The 23,147-nt window shown below is 65.5% G+C and carries 21 protein-coding genes; 10 read left to right on the top strand and 11 right to left on the bottom strand.

Annotation, left to right across the window (positions count from 1 at the left end; genetic code table 11):
- Positions 1–72: 72 nt before the first annotated feature.
- Positions 73–1,410 carry an ABC transporter substrate-binding protein gene (locus tag ACJYUO_RS07680; RefSeq protein ID WP_494344804.1) on the top strand — a complete coding sequence of 446 codons (1,338 nt, stop codon included), beginning with the start codon at positions 73–75 and terminating at the stop codon, positions 1,408–1,410.
- A 71-nt stretch (positions 1,411–1,481) separates the two neighbouring features.
- On the opposite strand, the gene ACJYUO_RS07685 is transcribed toward ACJYUO_RS07680, so the two are convergent.
- The 3 genes from ACJYUO_RS07685 to ACJYUO_RS07695 all read right to left on the bottom strand — a co-directional run bounded on the left by ACJYUO_RS07685 (position 1,482) and on the right by ACJYUO_RS07695 (position 4,810).
- A complete protein-coding gene (locus tag ACJYUO_RS07685; RefSeq protein ID WP_494344805.1) occupies positions 1,482–2,759 on the bottom strand; it encodes an MFS transporter in 1,278 nt (425 codons plus the stop codon).
- Positions 2,760–2,832: 73 nt separating this feature from the next.
- A complete protein-coding gene (locus tag ACJYUO_RS07690) occupies positions 2,833–4,107 on the bottom strand; it encodes a polysaccharide deacetylase family protein (RefSeq protein WP_494344806.1) in 1,275 nt (424 codons plus the stop codon).
- Between the two features lie 115 nt (positions 4,108–4,222).
- Positions 4,223–4,810: a DUF6149 family protein gene (locus ACJYUO_RS07695; RefSeq protein ID WP_494344807.1), complete on the bottom strand. Its 588-nt coding sequence runs from the start codon at positions 4,808–4,810 to the stop codon at positions 4,223–4,225.
- Between the two features lie 298 nt (positions 4,811–5,108).
- Between ACJYUO_RS07695 and ACJYUO_RS07700 the strand changes: the two genes are divergently transcribed.
- From ACJYUO_RS07700 to ACJYUO_RS07725, 6 genes are all read left to right on the top strand, one after another.
- Positions 5,109–6,347 carry an NAD(P)/FAD-dependent oxidoreductase gene (locus ACJYUO_RS07700; protein ID WP_494344808.1) on the top strand — a complete coding sequence of 413 codons (1,239 nt, stop codon included), beginning with the start codon at positions 5,109–5,111 and terminating at the stop codon, positions 6,345–6,347.
- Positions 6,348–6,500: 153 nt separating this feature from the next.
- On the top strand, positions 6,501–6,728 hold the full coding sequence (locus ACJYUO_RS07705) for a DUF7979 domain-containing protein (RefSeq protein ID WP_494344809.1): 228 nt from the start codon (positions 6,501–6,503) through the stop codon (positions 6,726–6,728).
- 86 nt (positions 6,729–6,814) lie between these two features.
- The gene (locus tag ACJYUO_RS07710) at positions 6,815–7,225 is read left to right on the top strand and encodes a DUF7124 domain-containing protein (RefSeq protein WP_494344810.1); all 411 of its coding nucleotides are present in this window, start codon (positions 6,815–6,817) and stop codon (positions 7,223–7,225) included.
- Between the two features lie 84 nt (positions 7,226–7,309).
- A complete protein-coding gene (locus ACJYUO_RS07715) occupies positions 7,310–8,194 on the top strand; it encodes an aldo/keto reductase (protein ID WP_494344811.1) in 885 nt (294 codons plus the stop codon).
- Positions 8,195–8,228: 34 nt separating this feature from the next.
- Entirely contained in the window at positions 8,229–8,990 is a 762-nt protein-coding gene (locus ACJYUO_RS07720; protein WP_494344812.1) for a class I SAM-dependent methyltransferase, read from the top strand.
- A gap of 116 nt (positions 8,991–9,106) precedes the next feature.
- A complete protein-coding gene (locus ACJYUO_RS07725; protein WP_494344813.1) occupies positions 9,107–9,643 on the top strand; it encodes a DUF5815 family protein in 537 nt (178 codons plus the stop codon).
- 70 nt (positions 9,644–9,713) lie between these two features.
- Here ACJYUO_RS07725 and ACJYUO_RS07730 read toward each other — a convergent pair whose 3' ends face one another.
- Positions 9,714–12,110, bottom strand: a complete 2,397-nt coding sequence (locus tag ACJYUO_RS07730) for a PAS domain-containing sensor histidine kinase (RefSeq protein WP_494344814.1) — start codon at positions 12,108–12,110, stop codon at positions 9,714–9,716.
- Between the two features lie 268 nt (positions 12,111–12,378).
- On the opposite strand from ACJYUO_RS07730, the gene carB reads away from it, so the two are divergent.
- Positions 12,379–15,555 (top strand): carbamoyl-phosphate synthase large subunit, encoded by a 3,177-nt coding sequence (gene carB, locus ACJYUO_RS07735; protein ID WP_494344815.1) that lies wholly within the window; start codon positions 12,379–12,381, stop codon positions 15,553–15,555.
- Between the two features lie 163 nt (positions 15,556–15,718).
- On the opposite strand, the gene ACJYUO_RS07740 is transcribed toward carB, so the two are convergent.
- From ACJYUO_RS07740 to ACJYUO_RS07765, 6 genes are all read right to left on the bottom strand, one after another.
- A complete protein-coding gene (locus tag ACJYUO_RS07740) occupies positions 15,719–16,354 on the bottom strand; it encodes a metal-dependent hydrolase (protein WP_494344816.1) in 636 nt (211 codons plus the stop codon).
- A gap of 190 nt (positions 16,355–16,544) precedes the next feature.
- The gene (locus ACJYUO_RS07745; RefSeq protein ID WP_494344817.1) at positions 16,545–17,252 is read right to left on the bottom strand and encodes a CehA/McbA family metallohydrolase; all 708 of its coding nucleotides are present in this window, start codon (positions 17,250–17,252) and stop codon (positions 16,545–16,547) included.
- Positions 17,249–17,947 carry a CDP-alcohol phosphatidyltransferase family protein gene (locus ACJYUO_RS07750; protein WP_494344818.1) on the bottom strand — a complete coding sequence of 233 codons (699 nt, stop codon included), beginning with the start codon at positions 17,945–17,947 and terminating at the stop codon, positions 17,249–17,251. The genes ACJYUO_RS07745 and ACJYUO_RS07750 overlap by 4 nt, the downstream gene beginning before the upstream one ends.
- A 115-nt stretch (positions 17,948–18,062) precedes the next feature.
- On the bottom strand, positions 18,063–18,629 hold the full coding sequence (locus ACJYUO_RS07755) for a GNAT family N-acetyltransferase (RefSeq protein WP_494344819.1): 567 nt from the start codon (positions 18,627–18,629) through the stop codon (positions 18,063–18,065).
- A 108-nt stretch (positions 18,630–18,737) separates the two neighbouring features.
- The gene (locus ACJYUO_RS07760; RefSeq protein ID WP_494344820.1) at positions 18,738–19,490 is read right to left on the bottom strand and encodes an SDR family NAD(P)-dependent oxidoreductase; all 753 of its coding nucleotides are present in this window, start codon (positions 19,488–19,490) and stop codon (positions 18,738–18,740) included.
- Positions 19,491–19,623: 133 nt separating this feature from the next.
- Complete coding sequence (locus ACJYUO_RS07765; protein ID WP_494344821.1) at positions 19,624–21,291, bottom strand: hypothetical protein; 1,668 nt, start codon at positions 21,289–21,291, stop codon at positions 19,624–19,626.
- Positions 21,292–21,493: 202 nt separating this feature from the next.
- Here ACJYUO_RS07765 and ACJYUO_RS07770 point away from each other — a divergent pair, with 202 nt between their 5' ends.
- Together ACJYUO_RS07770 and ACJYUO_RS07775 are read left to right on the top strand one after the other, a co-directional pair.
- Positions 21,494–22,276, top strand: a complete 783-nt coding sequence (locus tag ACJYUO_RS07770; protein ID WP_494344822.1) for an ABC transporter ATP-binding protein — start codon at positions 21,494–21,496, stop codon at positions 22,274–22,276.
- Between the two features lie 169 nt (positions 22,277–22,445).
- Positions 22,446–22,688 (top strand): DUF8015 family protein, encoded by a 243-nt coding sequence (locus tag ACJYUO_RS07775; RefSeq protein ID WP_494344823.1) that lies wholly within the window; start codon positions 22,446–22,448, stop codon positions 22,686–22,688.
- A gap of 63 nt (positions 22,689–22,751) precedes the next feature.
- Here ACJYUO_RS07775 and ACJYUO_RS07780 read toward each other — a convergent pair whose 3' ends face one another.
- On the bottom strand, positions 22,752–23,123 hold the full coding sequence (locus ACJYUO_RS07780) for a cupin domain-containing protein (RefSeq protein WP_494344824.1): 372 nt from the start codon (positions 23,121–23,123) through the stop codon (positions 22,752–22,754).
- Between the last annotated feature and the right edge of the window lie 24 nt (positions 23,124–23,147).

Here is a 23,147-nt window from a genome sequence, read left to right on the forward strand (position 1 = left end):
TTATCGCGTCATGACCTATGGCTGATATTATTCGCAAACGTTAAGAAACATAGGTCGAAACGACTGTCCAATATGGACGATGATCACGGACGCGGGAACGTGGGCTCTCCCGCCAGTGACGATCGGCGGCGCGGTCTCGATCGCCGTCAGATGCTCAAAACGACGGCGGGGAGCGCGGCCGGACTCTCGGTAGCGGGTTGTCTCGAAACCGCCGGCTCGATGGTCAGCAGTGAGGAGGTCGAACCGGTCACGATCGGCGTACTCGCACCCGACCCGGGGAGCGATTCGACCGGCCGCTCGATCGTTCAGGGCGCAGAACTCGCCGTCAACCAACTCAACAAGAACGGCGGCATCCTCGGCCGCGACGTCGAGATGGTCGTCGGCGACACGAACGCGAGTCCGCTCGAGGCGCGCCGACAGTACCAGCAACTCGTCCTCGAGGATGGAGCCGACGTCACCGTCGGCATTTCCACGACCGAGGCGCTCGTCCCGCTGATGGACGACATCGCCGAACAGGAGACGATCCATCTCACGGCGGGCTCGGCGACGACGACGGCGAGCCAGCGGGTCGCCGACGACTATGACAAGTACAAGTATCACTTCCGCGTCGGCCCGGTCAACGGAACCAATCTCGCGCAGGCCCAGATCGACTTTCTCACGGACAAGAGCGATGACCTGGGGTGGGATTCCATCGCCGTTCTCGCCGAGGACTACGCGTGGACCGACGGGTTGTGGTCGTTCTACCAGAGTCAGTTCCCCGAGACCGACATCGACGTCGAGATGTGGGAACGATACCCGCCGGCGACCGACGACTTCTCCGATATCTACACCGAGATCGAGCAGTCGGGCGCGGACGCGGCGTTCATTTCGACGGCCCACACCGGCACCGCAGCGCTGCAAGACTGGCGGCCGGAAGAACGGGAGTTCGAGTTCGGCGGCATTCACGTCCCGATGCAACTGCCCTCGTACTACGAGGCGACCGACGGGGCCTGCGAGTACGCCGCCGGCTACGCCAGCGCGACGGCGTCCGCCCAAATCACGTCGAAGACGGGCGAATTCGTCGACGAGTACCAGAACGAAAACGGTGGAACGAGCCCAGTTTACACCGGCTACATCGCCTTCGACGCGATCAAGGTGTTCGCCGATGCGGTCGAGCGCGGCGAGACCCTCGAGTCCGAGCAGTTAGTCACTCCGCTCGAGGAAACTTCCTTCGAAGGAACGACCGGCAACATCGAGTTCCACGGGCAGAACGACGACCATCCCCACGACGTCATCTACGGCGAGGGCAACGTCCATCCGGTCTACTTCCAGTGGCAGGAAAACGACGCCGGCGAGGGCGAGCAGACGGTCATCTGGCCGGAACAGCACGCGGGCGACGGCGCTGAATACGAGACCCCCGACTGGCTGTAGGCGACTCGAACGACGACAATCAGGACCCGTTTTTGCGAGCGGACTTCTCGCGTTCGCAGCTTCTGCTCGGATTAATCGTCTGCGTTCGTCTCCGCGACGGACTGTGTCTCCGTGAATCGACCGCTGCCGACCAGCAATACGCCCGCGAAGAGTCCGCCGACGGCCGCGAACCCGGCGATCAGCGCGAAAAACGCGGTCCGAGAGAACTCGTCGAGCACGAAGCCGCCGAGAGCAATGCTCGCGGCTCCGAAGCCGAACTCCGCGAGGTAGGTAAAGCCGTAGGAGAGTCCGCGGGCGTCCGGTGGCGTGTAGATCGCGACGGCGTTCTGGTAGAACGGCTGGATGGCAAAGAGGAAGAACCCGAGGACGCCACAGAGGACGATCACCGGGACGAGCCCGATGCTCGCCGCCGTCGCCGGGATAAATAGAAGTGCGAGGACCGTGAGAACGGCGAAGATGCCCGTCAGGCCGCGGGCCGGCGTCACGCGATCCGTCAGCTTCCCTCCAGCGTACTGGCCCCCGATCCCGACGACCAGCAGGCCGACGTAGATGTAGTCGGCGGGCTCGATCCCCTCGAGGCCGGCCGGTAGCCCGAGGCCGTTCATCGCCGGGAGCCCGTGGAGGATTTCGGGGAGGTAGGTCAGGGTGCCCCGGTAGTAGAGCCCTTCGAAGGTGACGAGGACGAAGACGACGGCGAAGGCGCTCGCGAACAGCGTCCGCGTGTTGCCGAGGAGTTCCGACGCCGACAGCGCCTCGTCGGGGCCGGCGTCGGCTTCGTCCGCGACGGCCGCGGTCGGCTCGAACCCGACGCTGAGCCCGTAGAGGACGGCGAGGACGCCGGGAACCGCGAGCAGTGCAGCGACCAGCGACCAGTCGAGGGAGATCAGGAGGGTCGCGGCGACGAAGGGCCCCAGCGCGATACCGGCGTTGCCCGCGATCCCGTGCCAGGCGAAGACCGTGCCGCGGTCCTCGACGCCGGTGCTGATGAGTGCGAGTCCGGCAGGATGGTAGACGCTGGCGGCGATTCCCCAGAGAATCAACCCGACGGCGATGGCAGAGATCGAGGTCGCAAGCGAGAGGACGAGAAAGGAGAGGCTCATCCCGGCGAGACAACACAGGATGAGGCGCTTGGTGCCGTACCGGTCCGCGAGGATCCCGCCGGGGAGCGCGCCCAGCCCGAACGGGGCGTAGCCGAGCGCGACGATGAGACCCAGCAGCGTCGTGCCCACGTCGAACTCGGCCAACCAGACGACCAGAAAGATCGGAATCGAGGTCTCGAACCAGTGAACGAGCGCGTGCCCGGCCATCGTAAAACCCGCGATCGACCGATCGTTCGCGTTCAGGGCCATATGGGAGTCGTTGTCTCAATCCGCACGCCCGCTACTTAGCGGCTTGGAAACCGGTGTCGCCTGTCTCCGGACGTTAATAGTCGTACCAGTACTCGGACTCGAGGTCGGCCGGGAGGATTACCTCTAGTTCGCCGGCCGATTCGTACTCGTGAATCGCTTCTATCGTCGCCTCGAAGTCGGCGAGCAGATCGCCCTCGAGTCGGTGGAAGAACAGCGAGGTAATTCCCCGCATCGACGCCGTGCGCTCGATAGCGGTACGGGCTTGCTCGGCGCTGGGCTCGCCGATCCGGGAGGTCTGTCGCGAGTTCACGGCGTAGCCCTGGACGGGGCGGCCGCCCGCAAAGCCGATGTCGTGGAACTGCTCGACGAGCTCGAGCGTCTGCTCGTCGTAATCCCCGTGGGGATACGCGAAGTACTGCGCTCCCTCCTCAAAGCCTTCCTTCTCGAGCCACGCCTTCCCCCGCTCGATCTCGGTGCGTTGGACCTCGCGCTCGAGTTCCGACAGGTGCGGGTGGGAGTAACAGTGGTTGGCGATGACCCAGCCGGCCTCGTGGAGTTCGTGGACCTGATCGACGGTGAGTCTGGGGAAGCCGCCGGGGTCGTCGGCACCGCGAGTTTCGGCTTCGATCCGGCCGGGGTTGACGAAGGCGACCGCGGGATAACCGTACTCCTCGAGGATCGGCAGCGCGCGCGTGTAGTCGGTGACGTGGGCATCGTCGAACTGGATCATTACCGCCCCGGTCTCGGGCCGCGGGACGAGGTGAAGGTCGTCGAGCCAGACCGTTCGCGACTCGCCGTCGCCCGTTCTGACGAGGACGTATACCTCCCGAACGGCGGTGGGGTCGAAGCCGTCCGCGATCGCCTCGACGCCGAAGTTGTACCGCACGAGGGGAAGGTCTCCCTTGATCCCGCGGCGGTAATCGATCTCGGTTCCGGCGTCGTCGACCAACCGGAGCCACGGGACGACGAGGCCGTCCGACGCGACGGCGAGGCCGGGCACGACGTCGGTGAGATCCCGCGGCTCCGAGAACGCGGTCACGATTCCGCCGGTCCGTTCGCCCGCCGGGATCTCGAAGCGGGCGCTTTGCGTGCCGACGAGCGATCGGCTCGAGTCGGCCGACAGCGTACCGCCGAAGGCTTCCCACGAATCGAGAGATTCGAAATCGTCGATCGTACCGGCCATCGGGTGGCCTTCCGGCGATCGATCGTCGGAGTCGGGCTTCGGTGACGGGTCCGGATCCGCGGTCGTGTTCGAATCCGGCTCCGCCGGCGTCGAGTCGTCGCTCGCGGTGAGACAGCCGGCCAGACAGAGCGACGATGTCAGTGCGAGGTAGTGCCGTCGTTGCATTCACTGACGACACATCACTCGCGGCTATTGTTACGATCTCGTTACCGTCACCGATTCGGACGTAATCGGGTACTATACCGAACCGGAGCGCTGAGCCAAGGTTCGATCGCGCCAATTAGTCGTCGCCGTCTTCGGCGCTGACCGCCTCCGAGATATCGATGTCGTCGGGTTCTTCTTGCCCGCCGATCACGAGTTCGCCGTCATCAGTTTCGACGTAGACGTCGTCCGCGAAGCCGCCCTCGACGTGGGGGTGTTCGGGGTCCTCGAGTCGCTCGGGCGTCGAGGGAGCCTCGGGGATTCCCTCCGTCGGCGCGAACTGGCCGAGCGGTTCGTCAATCGTTACGTCCCAGCGTTCGAAGAACTCCCGGTAGCGGTCGTAGTGGGCCTCGAGTTCGTCGGCGGGGAACTCCATCATCTCGGTCCAGCCGTGGTTGTAAAAGTCGAAGTTGGACTGGATGTGGGTGATTTCGCGGGCCTCGGCCTCGGAGTAGCCCTCCTGGAGCGCCCGCAGGTAGGCGTCCATCGTCGCGTCGAAGAGCCCGTCGAGGTGGTCTTTCCGTTCCTCGGCGTGGGCGGGATCGGCCTTCCCGGTGAAGATCTTCGTGTGGAGACGGACGAGCCCCGAGTTGGCGACCGAACGGACGCCGGGGGTCTCGAGGGCCTTCCGATAGGCGAAGTGTTTCGCGTTCTGTCGGAGTTTCATGGTCCTGCTTTGGGCGCACGTCCTCAAGAACGGTTCGGACAACAATGTTAGATTCTGATGGATCGAGCGGCCCACCTGCCGGTCCGTGCTCGCGGGGCGGCAGTCGCCGGTTCAAGGCCGCTTGTCAGAGATGGCAGCAAGCCTTGCTCACTCGAGGGATGGCTCGAACCGGCGGACACGATACCACTCGGGTGAACATATTCGGCGTTCAGTTTACGATCGTTGTGTCAGCCGGGCCGGTCCGGTAAAATAGACGAGATAGCAACCCACTTTAACCCTCATTACGAACGTTCCGGATATGACTCAGTACGTCATCATCGGTGACGGGATCTCGGGTAGTTCGGCCGCCGAGACCCTCCGGGAGGAAGACCCGGACGCGAAGATTACCGTCATCACCGATGAGGGGGAGCCACTGTATAACCGGATTCTCATCAAGGAACACGCGAAGGGAAAGCTCCCCGAAGCCCCCATTTCAATCCACGACGAGGACTGGTACGCGGAACGAGATATCGAGCTCTCGTTGAACACCTACGTGACGAGCGTCGACACCGACGCGAAGGTGGTCAACACTCACGAGAGCGGCGAAATTCCGTACGACAAACTGCTCGTTGCCACCGGCGGGACGCCGACGCAGCTCCCCGTCGAGAACAGCGATGCCGACGGAATCCACCACTTCTGGACGTTCGAAGACGCCCGCGGCATCCGCGAGCACGCCGAAAACGCCGATAAGGGCGTCATCGTCGGTGCCGGCCTGCTCGGCATCGACTTCGCGGCTGTCTGTGGCGCACAGGGCATCGAAGCCGACTACCTGATGCGCGGCGACCGCTGGTGGCGCTACGCCCTCTCCGCCGACGGCGCGGAAATCATGCACGAGGGCATGCGTGAGGTCGGCGTCGAACCGGTCTTCGACAGCGGCGTCGATCACTTCGAGACCGACGACGACGGGCACGTCACCGCCGCGGTCGATCCCAACGGCGACCGCTACGAGTGTGACTTCGTCGGGGCCGCCATCGGGCTCACGTTCAACACCGAGTTCCTCCGCGGTGCCGGTATCGAACAGGACAACGGCATCGTCGTCGACGAGTACATGCAGACCAACGTCGACGACATCTACGCTGCGGGCGACCTCACCCAGTTCTACGACGTCCTGCTCGGCGAGCGGGGCCAGAACGGGTCGTGGGGCTCGGCCAAGGAACAGGGCCGCGTCGCCGCGGTCAACATGGCGGCAGACGAGGAAGCCGAAGGGTTCCAGTGGGTCTCTTCGTACTCCATCACCCACTTCGACTTCCCGTTCCTCTCCTTTGGCCACCCGACGCTGGGCGACGAACACGCCGAGCGCCGCTACAGCGACACCGAGTGGCGACGCATCGCCTTCAAGGACGGCAAGATCGTCGGCGGCGTCCTCATCGGCGATCTCTCGCCCCAGAGCAAGTTCAAACAGCTGATGCGCGAACAGCGCGTCGTCGCGGACCAAGCCGACGTATTGCTCGAGCAGTCCGTCGACCTGGACGAACTCGCGCCGCCACAGGAGCAGTAGTCGCGGTCGTTCGCGGTCGCTTGCTGTCCGTTTTCGGTACCTGAACTCGTTTCTGTCCCGTAGCGCCGGGTCCGATTTCGAGAGCCACTTTGCCGGATCGATCGGTCGCTCACCCGGCACAACTGTTAAGTCACACCACGTCATTTGGTATCAATGAACATGGCTGCCAGTACACTCCGCCGTCGGTCGCTACGCCTCGAGCGCGTCGACTCGGTCGCGACGGACGCGACCGTTCGCCACATCGATCAGCTCGATTCGGAGACACTGGGGGCCGTCTATCGCGCCGTTTCGGGCGGCCGACCCGTCACGACCGTCGAAACCGACCTCGAGCCGGGCGAGGTGATCGTCTTTACGGACTACTACCGCGTCAAACGCGTCTGAGTCGGTCCGCCGGTCCGGCCTGTCGATACCCGCCGTGAGTGTGTGGTATCGAAGTCGTTTTCCCGCGTGCGCGCCTTCGGTGAGCCATGAACGGCGAAAGCGACATGACCCTGGCGTTCGAACTCGAGGCACTCAAAGAGGTAGCCTCGCCCGAGCGCGTGTTCGAAGACGCCAGAGGCTGGACCGAGTACATCGGCGTCGTCTCCGAGAAACCGACCTACGTCGTGACGAACTTCACGCGGAAGAACCGCATCCGACAGGACTTCTTCTCCGGTCCCCGCGGGAAAGCCGAGAGCCTCGAGGGCGTCAAAGACCAGTTTGAGACCGAACGCTACGTCTACATCGGTGCCAGCGAGGAAGACGAGCAACTGGCTGAGGATGTCGGCTGGGAGTACCTCGCCGTCGAGGACGCCGCCGAGGCGGCCGACTGGATTCTGGCGACCTCGGCCGAGGACGAGGACGACGACGCGGAGCAGGTCCGCGACGACTGGCCCTGAGCTGCCCGTCTCGCCATCCGAAGCGACGACCGCTCGGGCTGCCGGTGGCCCGTGACTTATGTGGGGCCTCGCCGATGGGCCGGTATGGAAACACGTGACTTGGGCTCGACCGGCCACGAAAGCACCGTCGCGACCTTTGGTGCGATCGCGCTCAACTGGCTCGAGCAGGAGGGCGCAAACCAGATGGTCGAACTCGTCCTCGATAACGGGGTCAACCACTTCGACGTCGCGCCGACCTACGGCGACGCCGAACTCAAACTCGGTCCCAAACTCCGCCAGCACCGCGAGGAGATCTACCTCGGCTGCAAGACCCAAGAGCGGGACTACGACGGCGCGCGCCGGAAACTCGAGCGCTCGCTCGATCGGCTCGGCGTCGATCACATCGACCTCTATCAGGTCCACGGCCTCGAGTACGAGGACGAACTCGATGAGATCACGGCCAACGACGGCGCGCTCGCGGCGTTTCGCGACGCCAAGGCAGAGGGACTGATCGGCGATATCGGGCTGACGAGCCACGGCAACCCGCAACTCATTCTCGATGCAATGGATCGGATCGACGACCTCGCGACGCTGATGTTTCCCCTGAATCCGGTCGTCGCCGCGAAGGGTGACGACGACCACGATTACGAGTCGGTCCTCGAACGCGCCGAGAAGGCAGGGATCGGCACGCTCGGCATCAAGGCCTTCGCGAAGGGGTCGTGGCCCCCGACCGAGGAGTTGCCGGAAGCCGACCGGCCGTACGCCAACTGGTACGAGCCGGTGGATACGCCCGAGACGATCCGCGAACGGTTCGACTTCGCCGCCTCGCAGGGACTCTCGACCGTCGTCTCGCCCGGCGACCCGAAACTCGTCGCGATGGTCCTCGATGCGGCCACTCGGTACGACGGCATGAGCGAGAGCGAACAGCGCTCGCTCATCGAGGCAGCGCGCCACGACGACAGTCCGGTCCCCGAACAGCTCCACCACTAAATCGCCCGCGACGGTGAGCCGACGCTCGAACCCCATGGATGTCCCACGTACCGTGACGACCGCCCTCGAGGACCGCCCCGTCGACGGTACGATCTGTCTGGAGGCCGGGGCCGGTGTCGGCAATACGACGGCGGGACTGCTTGCAAACGGCGCGGCCACGGTCTACGCCGTAACCGACGATCGAACGCACGCGGAGACCACGCTCGAGCGAGTCCGTGCGGATCGAACCATCGCTGATCGAAATCGAGATGGAGACCAGATCGAACGGCGACTCGCCGTCCTCGAGGCCGACCTTCGGAGGATCCCCCTTCCCGACGATACCGTCGAGGTCATCACCGCACACGGGCTGTTCAACGTGGTTCCGCCCGCCGATCTCGACGCAGTAGTCGGCGAACTGACCCGCGTCGCCGCGCCGGGCTGTCACCTCGTCGTCGACGACTACGCACCGTTGCCCGCCGACGCCGCCGTTCGCGACCTCTTTGCCCTCGAGAACGCGGCCGCACAGCTTTCCGGTGGAAAGCCGATGTTGACATTCTACCCGTCAGAGCCCCTCTCTCGACTGTTCACCGGCGACGGGTGGACGGTCGATCGGCACCGAACGCTGTTGGACCCGGTGCCGTGGACCGAGAGTCATCTCGAGGCCCACGCCGAGGTGGTCCGCTCGAAAGTCAACGCGCTCCCCGCGGACTCGGAACTGGGGTGTGCGTTGCTCGAGCGGGCCGATACCCTCGTCGACGCGATCGGCTCGGAGTCGGCCGGCGAGATGTACAGCATCGCATTTCGCCGGCCAAAGTGAGCCGTCGACGTCCACCGATGACTACAGCGATCGTCCATTCCTCCGTTGGCGACCGCTGCCGTCGTCGATCTCCCCGAGTCGTCGCCCTTATGCCCGGTCCGTCCCTAGGTCTGGCAATGGCAGGACCCAGCGTTCCGGGTTCCGACGACGGCGATCGCCTCGAGCTTCCCTGCGGGGAGTCCGTCGATCCCCACGAGATCGATCTGGGGATGCGCGAGTACAACTGTCCCTGCGGCGAGACCCACGCGGTCGTGACCGACGTGCATCCGCCGTCACGGTTCTTCCCGGAATCGCTCGTGGCCGTTCTCCAGGAGACGATCGACACCGACGACGAGTTCGAGGAGTTCGGCACACCCCACCTGATGGGCGTCGTCTTGGAGGAGTTTCCCGACGCGGTCGCCATCCACGACGCGAGCGACGACGGCGCGGTCGGCTACACGCTGTTGTGGATGACCGATTTCGACGCCCGACGGCTCCACGAGGTCGTCGTCGAACTCGTCGTCGAACTCATGGAACACGCGATCAGCCACGCCGAAAACGACGCCGCCGTCAGCGAGTTCGAGTCCCAGATGCTCGAGTTCGACGTCGCGGAGTTCGTCGAGCAGTACCGCCGACAGCGCGAGTTCGAGACAGAACACGACCAACCGCTGTAGCTCGGCTTTCAGCGTCGAAGAGTCGTCCGCTGTTTTCCAAAACCAGTGTGCAATAGTCGGTTCTGCGATCTTACTCCTCGAGCGAGATCGCCAGCCGAAGCCCGCCATCGTCGCTCTCATCGACGGTGACAGACCAGCCGTGGGCTTCGACGACTTCGGAGACGATGGCCAACCCGAAGCCGGTGCCATCGGGTGACGTGCTGTACCCCGACTCGAGGATATCGCCGCGTTCACCGGGCGGAACGCCGGGGCCGTCGTCGGCGATGGCGAACCCGTCGTCGGTTGGCTCGAGCGTGATCGTCACGTCGTCGCCGACGTGATCGCGGGCGTTCCGGAACACGTTCTCGAAGCAGACGAGCAGGCGGTCCGCGTCGGCTTCGACCGCCGGCAGCGGCTCCGCTCGAACGAGATCGAGGTCCGAATCGACGGTTCTGCGAGCCTTATCGACGATCTCGTCGAGGTCGACCGGTTCCGTCGCCGTTAGCCGCTGGCCGCTCCGGGCGAGCGTGAGGACGTTCTCGATGAGGTCGTCCATCCGTTCGAGCGCCCAGTCGATCTCCTCGCGGTAGCGCTCGCCCTCGTCGTCGACGTGGCTCTCGAGGTTCTCGAGATGGCCCGCGGCGAGGGTCAGCGGGTTTCGCAGATCGTGGGAGACGGTGCTGGCGAAGGCCTCCAGTCGGTCGTTCTGTCGCTCGAGTTCGGCCGTGCGTTCGGCGAGTTCGGCCTCCCGATAGGCCCGCTCGAGGGCGGCCTCGACGTTGGCCGCGAGGATGCGCGCGAGTGTAATCGTCTCGGGGTCGAAGTCGTTCGGCGTCGTCGAACTGACGATGAAAATCCCCATCGTTCCGAGCGGGATGTGAGCTTCGCTCCGGATCGGCGTCTCGGGATTTCGCACGTTCTCGGCGCGGCGAACGTCGCCGTGGACGATGGTCTCGCCGGCCTCGAACGCGTCCCACGCGATCCCGTCGCCCGGGCCGATAGACGGCACGGAGCCGAACAGCGCTTCGACACGATCGGTCGCTGCCGCGGGGACGAGGGCCCCTTGCTCTCGCGGCGAATCGACACTCGAGTCAGCCGTGACGTGCGGGTCGTCGTCGCTTACGGCTCGGTACTCCGAGCGGTCCTCGTGGAGGTGGACCGAGTTGATCTCGAGTGACAGCGCGTCGCGGGCGATCTCGCTCGCGACGGTGGCTACCTCTGGGGTGCGTTCCGCGGCCATCAGCCGGCGGGTTCCCTCGTGGAGTTTGCGGATCTGGCGCTCGCGTTCGATTCGATCGCTGATGTCCCGGATCGCACCGACGCTGCCGGCGAGCGAGCCGTCCTCGGCGACCAGCGGGGCGACGTTGTTCTCGACCAGAAACGGCTCGCCGTCGACGGGCTGGAACTCCATCTCGAAGGTCCCCCACGTTCGGTCGTCGTCCGCGAGGATGTCGATCAGTAACTCTTTGGCCCGCTCGACGTCTTCGGCCGGCATGTAGCTCGATGGGTGCTGTCCGACGAGTTCAGCACGCGTCGTCCCTAACGCGTCTGCCATCGCATCGTTGACCATCTCGATCCGGCCCGCCTTGTCGAGGACGTACATCGAATCGCCGACCGCATCGACGAGCGTGCGGTATCGCTCGAGTTCGCGCTCTCGGCGTTTCTGGTCGCTGATATCGGTGTAGATCGCGTACTCGTAGACCTCGCCGGCGACCTCGGCCGCGAACCCGCGCAGGAAGAAGTCCTTGCGCCCGTCGACCGTCAGCCGCTCGACGGGTTCGTTGACCACCGTTCCGAGTCCGACCGTATCGGCCATGGAGACCGGTTCGGCGTCATCCGGGACGAGGATATCGTCGAGTGCACCGCCGGCGATGTCCTCGCGGTCGTGGCCGAAGATAGCCTCGAAGGCGGGGTTGACATCGACGATTCGATTCGGGTCGTCCCGGCGGGTCACGATGACCGGGTCCGGACTGTGCTCGAACAGCGCGGCGAACTGGTCGCGCTCGGCCCGGAGCGACGCCCGCTTTGCATCCTGTCGGGGACGGCCTCCCTCCGTTTTCCCGCCGTTCGCCCGCACCGGCTCGTCGACGATCGTCTGAAGCTGTGTGACCAACCGCTCGAGCGAGTCTTCGAGTCCCTTCGGGACGTACCCCGAGAACCCAGCCGTCACGGCGTCGCTGGCGAGCCGTTCGTCGCCGTCTGCTGTGTAGAGTACGATCGGCACGTCTACGATGCCGTCGGCTCGGATGCGGTCGTACAGCGACAGTGCGTCGGTCTCCGCGAACTGGTATTCGGCTACGACACACGTGCGCCCGTTCGCGTCCGCAACTGCGTCGCGGAGTTCGGCCAGCGTCGCAACTGGTACCACTGTGAGCCCGTCGGCGATCGACTCGAGTCCGTCAGCGACCCGACGACGACCGTCGGAATTCGGATCGGCGTAGACGACGGTGACGGGTCGCTGGAAACGGGGTGGACCGGACGCGGCCATCTAGTTTGTTCAGATGGACGGAACGAGCCGTGATAAGGTGTACGGCCCGAATCCGGTGATAACCGATCGCTCGAGTCGAGTGCGTGCGTTCGGCCGACTGTACTGTGTGGGTTTCACACCCAGCCGTCAAAGAGTGGGTACTATCGTGGTAACCGGGCCGATTCGGCCCACCGCCCCGCCTCGAGTTCGAAATTCGAAAAAGCGTTTCGAGAATCGTATTGTATCGTGGGGCTTATTACGATGTGCGAACTCCGATTCGACAAGACAAATGAGTACGGACACCGCCACAGACGGCGAAACGGATGACGGTCGCACGATCTTACTGATCGGCAGCGGCCCGATCCAGATCGGACAGGCCGCCGAATTCGACTATTCGGGCGCACAGGCCTGCCGAGCGCTGCAGGAGGAGGGCGCTCGCGTCGTCCTCGTGAACTCGAACCCGGCGACGATCATGACGGACCCGGAGATGGCCGACGAGGTCTACATCGAGCCGATCACGACCGACGCCATCGCCGAGATCATCCGCAAGGAGCGACCCGACGGCGTCATCGCCGGACTGGGCGGCCAGACCGGGCTGAACGTCACCGCCGAACTGGCCGAGGAAGGCGTTCTCGAGGAGTACGATGTCGAGATCATGGGAACGCCCCTGGACACGATCTACGCGACGGAAGACCGCGATCTGTTCCGCCAGCGCATGGAGAAGATTGGCCAGCCGGTCCCCGCCTCGACGACCATCTCGCTCGACGAGGGCGAGGAGGTCTCGGAGATGACCGAGGAGAGCTTGAAAGAGCGCGTTCAGGCCGCCGTCGACGAGGTCGGCGGGCTGCCGGTCATCGCTCGTACGACCTACACGCTTGGCGGCTCCGGCTCCGGCGTCGTCCACGAGATGGACGAACTGCTGGCCCGCGTCCGCAAGGGCCTGCGCCTCTCGCGTAACAGCGAGGTCCTCATCACCGAGTCCATCGCCGGCTGGGTCGAGTACGAATACGAGGTGATGCGCGACGCCGACGACTCGTGTATCATCATCTGCAACATGGAGAACATCGACCCGATGGGGATCCACACGGGCGAGTCGACGGTCGTCACGCCCTCCCAGATCGTCCCCGACGAGGGTCACCAGGAAATGCGCACCGCTGCGCTCGATGTCATCCGCGAACTCGGCATTCAGGGCGGCTGTAACATCCAGTTCGCGTGGCGCGACGACGGCACCCCCGGCGGTGAGTACCGCGTTGTCGAGGTCAACCCCCGCGTCTCCCGTTCCTCCGCGCTGGCATCGAAGGCGACCGGCTACCCGATCGCCCGCGTGACCGCGAAGGTCGCGCTCGGCAAGCGCCTCCACGAGATCGAAAACGAGATCACGGGCGAGACCACGGCCGCCTTCGAGCCCGCGATCGACTACGTGGTTACCAAGGTTCCCCGTTGGCCCAAAGACAAGTTCGACGATGTCGACTTCGAGCTGACGACGGCCATGAAGTCGACTGGTGAGGCGATGGCCATCGGCCGCAGCTTCGAGGAGAGCCTCCTGAAGGCGCTTCGCTCGAGCGAATACGAGCCCGATGTCGACTGGACGGAACTCTCGGACGCGGAACTCGAGGAGCAGTACCTCGAACGTCCGTCGCCGGACCGTCCCTACGCGATGTTCGAGGCGTTCGAACGCGGGTACACTGTCGAGGAAGTCCAGGAGCTGACCGGCATCTTCGAGTGGTACACCGAGCGCTTCAAGCGCATCGCCGACTCCACGCTTGCCGCCCAAGCGGGCGACTTCACCGAGGCCGCGATCGCCGGCCACACCAACGCCAGCATCGCCGCGACCGCGGGCGCGGACGTCGACGCCGTCGAGACGGAAGTCCCCGGCCGCACCTACAAGCAAGTCGACACCTGTGCGGGCGAGTTCGAGGCCGAGACGCCGTACTACTACTCCGCGCGTAAGTCCGAGTTCGAGTCCGGCCCGCTGCTCGGCGACGCCGCGGCCGGCGAACTCGAGGTCGACCGCGACCTCGAGAGCGTGATCGTCGTCGGCGGCGGCCCGATCCGTATCGGACAGGGCGTCGAGTTCGACTACTGTTCGGTCCACGCGGTTCGTGCCCTGCGCGAACTCGGGATCGACGCCTACGTCGTGAACAACAACCCCGAGACGGTCTCGACGGACTACGACACCTCCGACGGCCTCTTCTTCGAGCCGATTACGGCCGAGGAGGTCGCCGACGTGGCCGAGGCGACGGGGGCCGACGGCGTGATGGTCCAGTTCGGCGGCCAGACCTCCGTCAACATCGGCGAACCCCTCGAGGACGAACTCGCGCGCCGTGGGCTCGACTGCGAGGTCATGGGTACGTCCGTCGAAGCGATGGACCTCGCGGAGGACCGCGACCGCTTTAATGCCCTCATGGACGAACTGGGCATCGCCCAGCCGGAGGGCGGCACCGCCTTCTCCGAGGAGGAGGCGCTGGAACTGGCCCACGATATCGGCTACCCCGTCCTCGTGCGTCCCTCCTACGTGCTCGGCGGCCGCGCGATGGACGTCGTCTACAACGACGACGAACTCGAGACCTACATCGAGGAGGCAGTCCGCGTCGCGCCGGACAAACCGATCCTCGTGGACGACTTCCTCGAGGACGCGGTCGAACTCGACGTGGACGCGGTCTCGGACGGCCGCAACGTGCTCATCGGCGGCATCATGGAACACGTCGAGAGCGCGGGCGTCCACTCCGGCGACTCCGCGTGTATGATCCCGCCGCGCTCGCTCGACGAGGAGACGCTCGAACGCGTCCGCGAGGTCACCGAGGACATCGCCGCGGCCCTGAAGACCAAGGGCCTGCTGAACGTCCAACTCGCGGTCCGCGACGGCGAAGTGTACGTGCTCGAGGCGAACCCGCGTTCCTCGCGTACCGTCCCCTTCGTCTCGAAGGCGACCGGCGTCCCGATCGCCAAACTCGCCGCGCAGGTCATGGCCGGCGAGACCCTCGAAAGCCTCGATGCCGACGAGCAGATCCCCGACCAGACCTCGATCAAGGAGGTCGTCCTGCCCTTCGACCGCCTGCCGGGCTCGGACCCGCGTCTCGGGCCGGAGATGAAGTCCACCGGCGAGGTTATGGGCACCGCAAGCGACTTCGGCACCGCCTACTGGAAGGCCCAGCAGGCAGCCGACAACGCCGTCAGCGAGGGGACTGCGGTCGTCGATCTCGACGTCGACGGCTTCGAGAACCACTTCGATGTGGCCGAGTTCGACGACGTGCCCGCGGCCATCCGCGAGGGCACCGTCGACTTCGTCGTCAGCCGCGACCGCGACTCGCTTGAGATGGCCGTCGAGGAGGAGATCCCGTACCTGTCGACGGTCGCCAGCGCCGAGGCTTACGTCGAAGCCCTCGACAGCTTCGACGGCGAACTGGACGTCTCGTCGGTGTCCAGCCGCCCGAAGCAGGTGTCCGGCTGGGGCAAGTCGGAGTAACGGTCTCGGCGACGTCTCGCTCGAGTAGCTTCTAACGAACCCGCGGTTTCCGTACGTTATTCGTCGATGAGCGTCGGCTACCGGTGCTAACTCTGCCGAGAGTCGGAAACGTGGCACCCTCCGTCTCTCGTCTTCGAACTCGAGATCACGGCCGATCGACGGATCAGCGGCCGAAGCGAATATCGACCGTCGTACCGTCGGTTTCGGTTTCCGTGACTCGCACCGCGGGGACGACCGCGCGGAGCCGCCTCGGAACGAGTCGGCCGAGCGTCGCCCCGATCGCGGCGAGTCGCTTCCGACACAGCGAGTACAGACCCGCGAACGCGACGAGTCCGAGAAGCGCCGCGTCGACCGTTGCCGACGTGGCTCCCGCGGGTATCGTGACGGCCGCGAACGCGACGCAGACGAGGAAATCCTCCGGCGCACCCGAGTACCGGACGTATCGGCGCGGACGGTGCCACCGTCCGAGGGCGTGGTTGTAGACGCCGTTCTCTGTTACCGGGTTCCACGGCTCTCGTTCCGCGCTGCCGCCAAGCACGTCGGAGACGGAGTGCAGGGCGGCGGCACCGACTGCGACCGTCAGGACCAACAGCCCGGGCGATGCCGTCAGGAGAAACGCGCCGAGCAAAACGGCGGCGAGGACCGAAAAACCGACCGGATAGTGTAGCGTCTTTCGGTGGCTCGCCAGCAGGTCGGCGTCGGGCGCGAGCCCGCCGACGAACGCGGCCGCGAGCAGGAGGGGCACCCCGACGTGGTCGCCCAGAACCGGCAGGACGACGACGGCGGCGGCAAGGGCCATAAATCCGTGCGTGAGCGCCATCATAGCGATACTGTTCGCTACATAGTGCTCACTGCCGATAAACAACGAGGCTTCGACCACAGGTGTCGCCGCGATCGAGCGGCGATCGAAGCGCTCACCCCGGGGAGGCGTTTGCGAGTGTCGCCACTCGAGTCCAAATGTCCGGTCCTCGAGAACGACGGCCGCGGTCTCAACGCAGCGACGGTGTCTTTCGTCTCGCGTTTCGGAGTTCCTTGGTCAGGTACTGCCACGCCGTCGTGCGCTCGCCGATCGCGGCGGTTCGGCCGGCTCGCATCGCCTCGAGGATCGTCGCCGGGGTCGGCGATGTCGCTGCGGACAGTCGGACCTCGGTGACGGCGCGGCCGACGTGGCCGGCTCGGTGGGCGTCGCTCCCGCCGAACTGCGGATAGCCGTTGTGCCTCGCAAAGCGTTTGGACTGGCGGTTTCGGACGTTCGTGACCGCGTGGGCGTTGTAGATTTCGATGCCGTCGACGCCGTCGATCGCCCCCCTACGGGCCCCGTGTCGAGACCACTGAAAGGGGTGTGGGACGACCGCGATACCGCCCGCATCGCGGATCGATCGCGCCGTCTCGACGAGTGGGCGGTCGGGTTCCGGCGCGGCCTCGATGCCGATCGCGAGCAAGTGTCCGTCGGCGGTCGAGACTTCGCAGCCGACGATGACGGCGAGGTCGTCCGGTGCCAGCGCCGCGGCCCGCGTCGCACCGTCGATCGTGTCGTGGTCGGTGACGACGATCCCGTCGAGGCCGACGGCTCGAGCCGCTCGGACCAATTCCGCCGGTGTTGTCCTGCCGTCGTAGGAGGCCTCGGTGTGGACGTGGGGGTCGATGCGAACCGTCCGCGGCCGCCGCTCGTCGCCGCTCACCGCGCGCCCGGTCATAGATAGCCGAACTCGAGGCCGATCGCCAGTCCGATCGCCGCCACCGCGGCGATCCCGGCCAGTACGTGGGTCGTGTCGGTCTTGTAGGCCTTGTAGTCCGAAACCATCAGCGGACAGACGACGCCGATGGCGAGTCCCGCGAGCCAGCCGTTCCAACTCCCGACGAGTACGGCGAGGAAGTAGTTCGCGACGACGACGAGGTTTGTGTGGACGACGGTGGTCCCGTGATAGAAACTCGCACCGTCGTCGGATCCGAACCCCTCGCTGTTGTGTCGAACCAACCGCAGACCGCCAAAGGCGAGGACGAGAAAGCCTACCACGAGACTCGCAAATACGTTCGGCGCAAGGACGAAGTGATAGAGGAGCACCGCCGGGACCAGATACGCGAAGATATCGATGAACGAATCCACTTGTCGGCCGAAGGGCGATGAAGTGCCCGTTCGCCGAGCGTACCAGCCGTCAGCCTTGTCGAGCAGGAAAGCCCCGAACATGGCCAGTAGCGCCCAATTGGGCTCCCCGCGTGCGAACAGGAGCGCGCTGGCCCACCCGACGAAGAGCGCGCCGAGGCTGATGTAGTCGGCACCCGTAAGCCGTTCGAAGACGTTCGTTCTGTCCGTCGTGTTTCCGACCCGCCGATCGGCGAGATCGAATCGGTTCCAGACCCCTCGTATCGCCTCGCGCAGTTCGTTTGGCATCCGCTCGGGTGGAGACACGACTGCAATCGGTATAAATCTGCTCTGGCAACTATTTACTCAGGAACTATCTATATAGATTTGTAGTTCTATGTTCCGCTCGAGACCGGTGGGAAGGTCACGCCGCTCGCGTCGTTCGGTGGGTGAACGGGCCGACCCGGACGTAGCGTCGGGTCCGGCGCGGGACGAAGCCGTGGCGCTCGAACAGGGCACGCGAGGGCGCGTTATCGAGGGCGACGAGCGCGGTGGCCCGCCGGGCACCCCGCTCGCGGGCCTGCCGGCACGCCTCGGCGAGCATCGTGGTCGCGATGCCGCGATTTCGATGTTCGGGGTCGACGAAAACGCGCCTGATGTAGGCCCCTTCGAACGCGAGCGTTTGCTCTAAGGGGTGGATCTCGTGGGCCGCGTCGACGGAGCAAAAGAGGTAGCCCCGCGGTGATCCGTCCTCGAGGGCCGCGACGACCATTTCGTCGGACTGAAGCTCTCCTATCGGTGCGTCGAGCCCCGTCACCCGCTCCGGTTCGCAGACGGCGACCTCGTACGGCCTGTCGGCCACCTCGACGGCGGCGTCCTCGAGCGCCGCGACGTACTCGTACATCACCGTCGCCGTGACGCCGATCCGGGCGAGCGCGTCGTAGATCGCCCGACCGTACCGGTTCCGGGTCAGCCGCCAGAGCTGTGGCATCGAGCGGGTGGTTTCGCCGCTGATCGAATAAGTTTCCGGGTCGGAAACGCGGGTCGCCGCTCCGAAACGGTAGCTCGTCTCGAGCGGCGCAACTGCGTTCCTAGTCGCCTACTGGCTGAGATAGCCGCCTTCGACGCCGAGCGCCTCGCCGGTGACGAACGACGCCTCGTCGCTGCACAGCCAGACGACCGCGCCGGCGACCTCGTCGGGCGTTCCGAGGCGGTTCATCGCGTGCATGTTCTCGATCTGTGTACGCGTCTCGTCGTCCATCGAGCCCTCGAGGAGCGGCGTTTCGATGAAGCCGGGACAGACGCTGTTGATGCGGACGCCAGTTTCGCCGTTCTCGAGGGCGGCGCTTTTCGTGAGTCCGAGGACCCCGTGTTTGGCCGCTGAATACGCCGAGGAGGTCGCGAAGCCGACCTTGCCGAGCACCGAGGCGTTGTTTACGATGACGCCGCCCGACTCCTGTTCTTGCATCGCCTCGAGTTCCGCGTTCATGCAGTTGAACACGCCGACCAAGTTCACGTCGATGACACGCTGCCAGCTCTCGGCGGGATACTCCTCGACTGGAGCCTGCTCGCCGCCGATTCCGGCGTTGTTGAACGCACAGTCGAGGCGTCCGTACGCCTCGAGCGCAGCGTCGACCATCGCACCTGCGGCGTCCGGATCGGACACGTCCGTCTCGACGAATACTGCGTCGCCGCCGGCGTCCTCAATCTCGTCGACGGTCTCTTCGCCGCCGTCGACGTCGAGATCGGCGACGACGACGTTCGCCCCTCGATCCGCGAACTCGAGTGCGGTCGCCCGTCCGATCCCCGAGCCGCCGCCCGTAATGACTACCGTCTGCTCGTCGGTTTCCATACCTACCACTGTAGTCGGCTCCTGGCAAAAACGATGGGAGCAGTCTCAGACCGTGGGCAAACGCAGTGGGTCGAATCCTGCCTTTTCTGCGCCTCGAGCGCGAGACGAGCGTCTTCCGAGAACGCTACGGCACCTACTCGAGTGCGTACCAGTCGAAGCACTCGACGGCGTACCGGTAGGAGACGGCCGGCGCGATCAGGCCGCCGATCAGCACGATCCACGCCCCGATGGTGATTCCGCGTGCGGAGATCGAGAGGTCCGGAGCCGGCGTCCACGCGGCGACCGACGCGATCAGTCCGGCGATCGCCTCGGGGGCCTCGAGATAGATCACGAGCGCGGCGACCGTGGGGAGGACGATCGCGAGCGTATAGACGACGAAGGCCGTCTTGCTCGGCATCACGGCCTCGCGGTTGTTGGTCACGTTGACGCTGCCAAAGCGGGGGAACGCCGACCCAATTCCCGACGCCAGCGCCGGCGTGACGACCGCCCCGACGGCGGTCCCGGCGACCAAAGCCGCGGTTCGCTCGAGCGAGAGCGGACTGACGGTCCCCATGACGGCGGGGAGCAACAATGCGAACGGGACGCTGATGAGCGCGCCAGCGACGATCCGGCCCCGGATCGCCTGCCGACCGGTGAGCGTCGAGGTGATGACGGCGGGGAGGCCCGACCCGAGGTCGCCGAGCGGGTTGAGCGTGAACAGCGCACCGGCGGCCCAGACGATGTAGAGGGAGAACAGGACGGCCATGAACGACGGCACCGTCCCGGTCTCGATGATCTGCTGGATAAATCCGAGCGTCCCGAGCAGCGGGTAGCCGACATACGCCAGCCGAATCGGGGAGCGCTTCGTTCGCCGGATCGCCGTCACCGTCACCGTTCGGACCGGTCGCGAGAGCGCTCCCGAGAGGAGACCGCCGAGTCGGTCGGACGACGGTTCCTCGGCGACTTCCTCGTCCTCGGTGCGGGCCGGGTCCGCGAACCAGTGTCGCCGCGCGGAGGGGATGCCGATCGCGACCGCGAGCCCGGCGACCAGCACCGAGCCGAGGACCGCGCCGCCGATCAGCGCCATCGAGGGATCGACGCCCGGGATGCCGGCCAGGAGGACGTGTCCGGGCCAGCCCAGCGGGCTTGCCTGCAATCGCGTGAACAGGGTTCCCATGACGGCGTTGAGGCCGCCGGTCGCGATCGCGCCGAAGTAGACGATCCAGAACGCGGCGAACAGCAGCGTTCGGTACTTGGCGACCGGCTCGTAGACGGTGATTAGATGCCGGACCCAGACGCCGACGACGAATCCGACGGGAACGACGGTGAGTACGACGAGCGCAACCAGCAGCGGCACGACGATCACCGGGAGTATCGTTCCCGCGCCGGAGGCGAACGCGGCCGCGAAAATCACTGCGGGCGGCAACAACCATACTGCAAAGAGTGCGATCTCCGCAGCCACGACGCCGACGACTGTGTTGCGAACCGGCGTCGACAACAGGAGGAACGCCGGCTTATCGATAGCGGCGACCGCGGTGACCGTCCGCATAACGGCCATGAGGAGCAAGAACAGCCATACGACCGCGACGCCGCCAGTCACGATCTCGGTGACTGTCGTCGCAACCTCCGTCGACAGCGTTCCGGCGACAGCCTGCTCTCCGAGTTCCGGGAGGAGCAAGAGGCCGACCGCCGTTATCGGCCCGAGGATGAACAGCGCGACCGCCGCCATCATGAGGAGTTTCGTTCGGTTGCCGGTCATCGCTCGTACCGTGCGCCGAACTTCCGTTTCGGCAACGGTCATCGAAATCGGGGTGTGAACCATTAGCTCTCACCTCGAGTCGAGTAGACGGGATACGGGCGTGCGTGAACCATAACCGATGCTCCGTTGCGCGCTCAGTAAACTGTTTGGATGTTTGTCATTCCGTCGGTGGCGGTCTCGCTCTCGAGCGCTGATCGACGGAGTGACTCTCGCATCGCTGCAAGCTATGACACACATTTAATTATACCGCTGTGAAAGGAATCATATGAGCCCTGTCGACGCCCTCGCTATCGAAACCGACGGACTGACCAAGCGCTACGGCGAGACGACCGCCGTCTCGGAGCTGACGATGGACGTCGATCGCGGAACCGTCTACGGCTTTCTCGGTCCCAACGGCGCGGGGAAGACGACCACGATGCGGATGCTGACGACGCTGACGAAACCGACCGCCGGGACCGCCCGCGTCGCCGGCCACTCGATCGCCGAGCGCGAGTCGGTCACCCCCCACATCGGCTACCTGCCCGAGGAGCCACCGGTCTACGACGAACTCTCCGGCCGCGAGCAACTCGAGTACGCCGCCGGCCTGCGGGACATCCCCGAGGCCGACGCCGACGAGCGCATCGAGTCGCTGCTCGAGCGCTTTGACCTGCTCGAAGACGCGAACAAGCGCATCGAGGACTACTCGAAGGGGATGCGCCAGAAGGTCGGCGTCATTCAGGCGGTGCTGCACGAACCCGCCGTCGCCTTCCTCGACGAGCCGACGAGCGGGCTCGATCCCCGCGCCGCGCGGACGATGCGGGAGACCATCGCCGATCTAGCCGACCGGGAGATGACGATCTTCCTCTCGACGCACATCCTCCCGGTCGTCGACGAACTGGCCGACGAAATCGGGGTCCTCCACGACGGTGAACTCGTCGCGGAGGGCGACCCCGAGACGCTCAAGTCCCGCGCCGAGACCGGCGACGCCCGCAGCTTGGAGGACGCCTTCCTCGAAATTACCCGCGAGCACGGACAGGAGGGTGTCGCGGCAGAGCCGGCGTTCGAGTGAGCCGAGCGCAAGTCGAGCGACGACGCCTCGAGTCGGGATCGGCCGGCGGATAGCCATTCACGAGACGGGCAGAGAATTCCGAAGCGAGCCGTAGCTACCCGCTGTGGCGTTAGATGCCCATATGATTTTAGTATTCGGCTCCCGTACTCCCGTCCGGTGGTGAGAAGGCATGGTGCAGAGAGACATTACCGGCATCGATCTCGAGTCCCGACTCGCCGACTACGTCGCGACGATCGACCGATACGATCTCCTGCTCGGCCTGATTCCGGCGGGCTTCGCGGCCGCTATCCTCGCCGGCCGCCTCCTGGATCTCCCCGTCGAAACGACCCTTCTCTGGGGCGTCGCCGTCGCCGCCATCGCACTGCTCGATGGGCTGTTCGTCCGTCCGCCGTCGCGGCCTCGAGACGTGTAAACTCCGCACGTCGGCACCGTTGTCGTCTCTATTCATCGACGAGCGTCGATTCGGTCGCCCGAGTTAGGGATCGAAGACCCCGCGCTCGAGGCCCTCGCGGACGGGCTCGTGCTCGGCGTCCGTCGGCGGCGGACTCGTCACGAGCAGGGCCTCGAGTCGCTCGTCCTCGCTCGCCCGGATCCCCCGGTCGACATCGGCTTCCACGACGACGATGTCGTCGGGTTCGACCGCGTGTTCGGTCTCGCCCTCGCGGACGACGCCCGTGCCCGACCGGACACAGATCGTCACGTCGCTGTCCGGTGCGTGGACCGGGATGAACTGTCCAGGCTCGAAGTAGCCGCAGACGACCTTGACCCGGTCGTTTTTGAACACCGGCTGTGCGCTGAACTGGTCCTCGTCGTACGCCCGTTCGGCGTCGAAATTCGTTGCTGGCATGGCTGAATCTCCGGCGGATCTAGG

The sequence above is a fragment of the Natrinema sp. CRL1 genome (assembly GCF_059162405.1).